Here is a 4,168-nt window from a genome sequence, read left to right as displayed (position 1 = left end):
TGTGCTGTCGGCAGGGACGCCGGGTGCTCATGCTATACTTATGCGCCGAAAGGACGAGTGCATGAATATGGTGAACATCCCAAGCCCGGCCCTTGCTATCGTGGGTCGACACAATTCAGGAAAAACGACGCTCATCGAGCAGCTTATTGCCGAGCTGGTCGCGCGCGGCAACGACGTGGGAAGCGTGAAGCACCACAGCCATGTGGGCTTCGACATCGACTACCCCGGCAAGGACTCGTACCGCCATCGTGCCGCGGGAGCCAGCGAGACGGTAATCGCCGCGCCGGGCCAGATTGCGCGTATCAAGACCGTTGAGGGCGAAGTCGAGTGCTCGGACATCGTGCGCAGCATGTACGGCCACGATATCGTGATGGTGGAAGGCTATCGTAAAAGCGGGCTCCCCACGATCGAGATCATGCGTTCCGGCAACGATGCCGACTCCCGGGTTGCCGAGGTGTTTGCGGAAGGCGCGCGCCGCGGTTGGCCGCTGGGCACGGATTTCACGCAGTTCACGCGTGGTTTGCCGACCGCCGACGATGAGGCGGCGCGGGCGACCCTGAAGAATACGGAGCAAGACGATGCCGCCGAGGCGGAAGGCTCGCATTTCAAGACGCAGCATCCCGACCATATCGACATCTCCAACAAGCTTCCCACGGACAAGACGGTGGCGGTGGTTACCGATATCGAAGAAGCCGTGCGTGCCGCTGAGCTGTACAACGTGCCGTCGTTTGCGCTGGACGATATTGCCGGGTTGGCCGACTTCGTGGAAGAGCATTACGTGCGCCCTCGCGTGACGGTGGTTATCCAGGCGGGCGGCGAGAGCAGGCGCATGGGCCGCAGCAAGGCGACGGTGCCCTTTGCGGGCCAACCGCTCATCTGCCGTTTGGTGGAGCGCCTAGGGCCGGTGTCCGACGATCTCATCATCACAACGAACGAGCCGGACAACCTGGCATTTCTGCATGCCGAGTTCCCGCATCTGCGCATCCAGCTCGTCTGCGATGCCTTCGACTTCCGCGGTGCGCTGCCCGGGCTCTACACGGCCCTGCAGGCTGCGCGCAACCCCTATGTCGCCGTGGTGGCATGCGATATGGTGTTCGCGTCGGGCTCGCTGGTCGTTGCCGAGGCGCTTGCGATGAACGAGTCGGGGGCCGATGTGGTGGTTCCCGTGAACAAGCACGGCTATGAGCCGTTCCATGCGATGTATCGCCGCATGGCCTGCCTTCCTGCAGTGCGTGCAGCGCTGGATCGCGGCGAGAAACGCGCCCAAGCGTTCTTCGAGGACGTGAACGTGTTCGAGTTCCCTCAAGCCAGCGTATTGGAGGCCGAGCCCATGGGCGGGTGCTTCATCAACGCGAATACCCCTGAGGAATTGCATTCGCTGGAAGAATCTTTCCTGGAGGGATAACGAGGCACTATGCCGAATCTTGTCGATATCGTTGAAATAGCCGAGGCACTGGAGAGCAAGGCCGTGTTCCTGGCAACCGACCGTTGTGTCGTGGTGCGTAATCGCCATTCGTCGTGCAGCAAATGCGCCGATGCCTGCTTGGCCGATGCCGTGCTCGCGGTAGACAACGTGCTGGCGCTCGACGGGGGACGGTGTGTATCGTGCGGTGCCTGCACGACCGTGTGTCCTACCGAGGCGCTTATCCCGTTGGTGCCTCTCGACGAGGATTTGGCGGCGCGTGCGGCCGATGTCGTGGTGGCCTCGGGCGGCCATGCGGTGTTCGCCTGCGCGCGCATCGCCTCCAAGCGCTTGGGCGACCCGGCGAAGTTTGTTGAGGTTCCGTGTTTGGCCCGTATGGAGGAAAGCGTGTTGTTGGGGCTTGCTGCCCGCGGCGTGAGCGACTTGCTGTTGGTGGACGGTGCGTGCGCTACCTGCAAGTTCCGCGCGACGGTTCCGGGGATCGACGCCACGGTGGCGTCGGCGAACACGCTGCTGGCAGCCCAGGGCTCGCCGGTTCGCGTCGAGCGGGCCTCGGCGTTTCCCGAGGACGTGCTGCTCGAGGACCAGCGCAGCCTGCTGGCATCGCAGCGCCGCGGGTTTTTTACGCAGGCGAGAACGGTGGCCAAGGATGCGGCGGAGAAGACCGTCGAAGTGGCGTTCATCAAGAAGGACGGCGCGGACGCACCGTCGCTCCGCGATCGGCTGCGCATGTCGGATTCGGGTACCTTGCCGCAGTTCAACCCCGAACGACGCATGCGCGTACTCGATGCGATGGATCGCTTGGGCGCCTCGGTCGTGTCCGAGATCGACACACGCCTGTTCGGCAGCGTGCTCATCGATACGGACGCTTGCTCTGCGTGCGGCATGTGCACGGTGTTCTGCCCGACCGGTGCTCTCAGGAAAAGCGAGCTGGTACCCGATGGTGGTGAAGGCAGCTATCTGGAGTTCTCGGTAGCCGATTGCGTGCAATGCAACCTTTGCGCCGACGCTTGCCTGAAGAAGTGCCTCGTGGTGGAATCCACCGTATCTACCGACGAGCTGTTCGACTTCGAGCCGCGGCTAATCCATCTGCCGGAGCCGCCTGCGCGTTCGGGAATCCTGTCGGGTCTCAAACGCTAAGGCTCTCTCGATAGCACGTACTGGCGCAATGACTGATCTTGCAGACGATTCGCGACTACGTCCGCGTGCGAAAACCATGTGTTTCTCTATTGGGCCCATTTGCGCTTGAGGTATAGGGTATAAACGAGTTCCACCCTACAACGAAGGACTCGCATGGGCTTTTCGCTTGAGATGAGCGTTCCGGCGCTGACTGTATTTATCCAGGGGCTATTAAGCTTTTTCTCGCCGTGCGTGCTGCCCCTCATCCCCTTATACATAGGCTATCTGGCTGGCGGTACGGCCAAGGTCAACGATGATGGCACGGTCGAGTATCCACGCAAAAAGGTGCTGGTGAATACGCTTTTTTTCGTAATCGGCGTGAGTTTTGCTTTCTTTTTGCTGGGCTTTGGGTTCACAGCGCTCGGACAGTTTTTCACCGGCAACCAGCGGGTGTTCTCCATGGTCGCCGGTATTGTCATGGTTGCGTTCGGCCTGTATATGCTGGGCGTGTTCGGCAAGGCGAAGCTGGTGGAGAAAGAGCATCGCCTGCCATTCAATCTGGGCAAATTCGCTATGAATCCGCTGGCCGCGTTGGTTTTGGGCTTTACGTTCAGCTTCGCATGGACACCTTGCGTGGGCCCGGTGTTGGCCAGTGTGCTGCTGATGGCATCGTCGAGTGCGTCGGCTGCGGTGGGCTTTGGACTGGTGGCCGTATACACGTTGGGCTTTGCGCTACCGTTTGTGGCGGTGGGTCTGTTCACGGGTGAGGTGCTGCGGTTCTTCCGTACGTATGGCGAGGTCGTGAAGTACACGGTGAAAGCGGGCGGCGTGCTGCTGGTGCTCATGGGTATCATGACCATGACGGGATGGATGAATGGCGTGACCAGCTACCTGTCATCGTTTGGGGCGACGCCGACGGCGCAGGAACAGCCGGCAGACGGAGGCGCGGCCGGCTCGGGTGCAACGGGTGGCAGTGGGACGGGTTCGGCTGGAAGCGGCTCGGCGGGCGGAGCGGACGGCCGCGATTCGGGCGGGTCGGGAGCCAAAGATGACTCCGCGGGCGACGAGCAGGCAGCACCCTTGGCCGATCTCGTGCTGGTCGATCAGGACGGCGTGCAGCGCAAGCTGTCCGACTATCGCGGTAAGACGGTGTTCCTGAACTTCTTCGCCACGTGGTGCGGGCCGTGTAAAACCGAGATTCCCGACATCGAGGCACTGTTCCGCGACCGCGGTCAGAACGAGGGCGAGGTGGTGGTGTTGGGCGTGGCTAATCCCAAAACACCCGACCATCCCAGCAACGCCGACGTGAGCGAGGGCGAGGTGAAGGCGTTCATCGATCAGTACGGTATGACATACCCCGTGCTCATGGACACGTCAGGTCAGCTGTTCGCAGCTTATGGCGTGAGCGCATTCCCCACTACGTTTATGATCGACAAGCAGGGCAACGTGTTCGGTTACGTGTCGGGCATGCTCACCGCCGACGTGATGAACAGTATCGTCGACCAAACAATAGCGGGCGTGCGGAAGTAGGAGAACAGCGCCTCCGGGGAAGGGGCGCTGTTCTCGTTAAATGCCGCGCGCGGGAGGGAGTGCGCGCAGCTGTCGGGTATGCGAAGGCGGGCTACT

3 protein-coding genes are annotated in these 4,168 nt (G+C 61.7%); all 3 read left to right on the top strand.

Annotated features, from left to right (window positions below):
- A partial coding sequence (gene mobB / locus RR842_RS12365; protein WP_332512388.1) for a molybdopterin-guanine dinucleotide biosynthesis protein B occupies nt 1-1,405 on the top strand: 1,405 nt, incomplete at its 5' end.
- 9 nt (nt 1,406-1,414) lie between these two features.
- Complete coding sequence (locus RR842_RS12360) at nt 1,415-2,563, top strand: 4Fe-4S binding protein (protein WP_332729931.1); 1,149 nt, start codon at nt 1,415-1,417, stop codon at nt 2,561-2,563.
- Between the two features lie 153 nt (nt 2,564-2,716).
- A complete protein-coding gene (locus tag RR842_RS12355; RefSeq protein WP_332512384.1) occupies nt 2,717-4,072 on the top strand; it encodes a cytochrome c biogenesis protein CcdA in 1,356 nt (451 codons plus the stop codon).
- Nucleotides 4,073-4,168 lie beyond the last annotated feature (96 nt).

The sequence above is a fragment of the Gordonibacter sp. genome, from assembly GCF_036667095.1.
Taxonomy (GTDB): Bacteria; Actinomycetota; Coriobacteriia; order Coriobacteriales; family Eggerthellaceae; genus Gordonibacter.
This window is presented reverse-complemented; position numbering and strand designations above follow the sequence as displayed.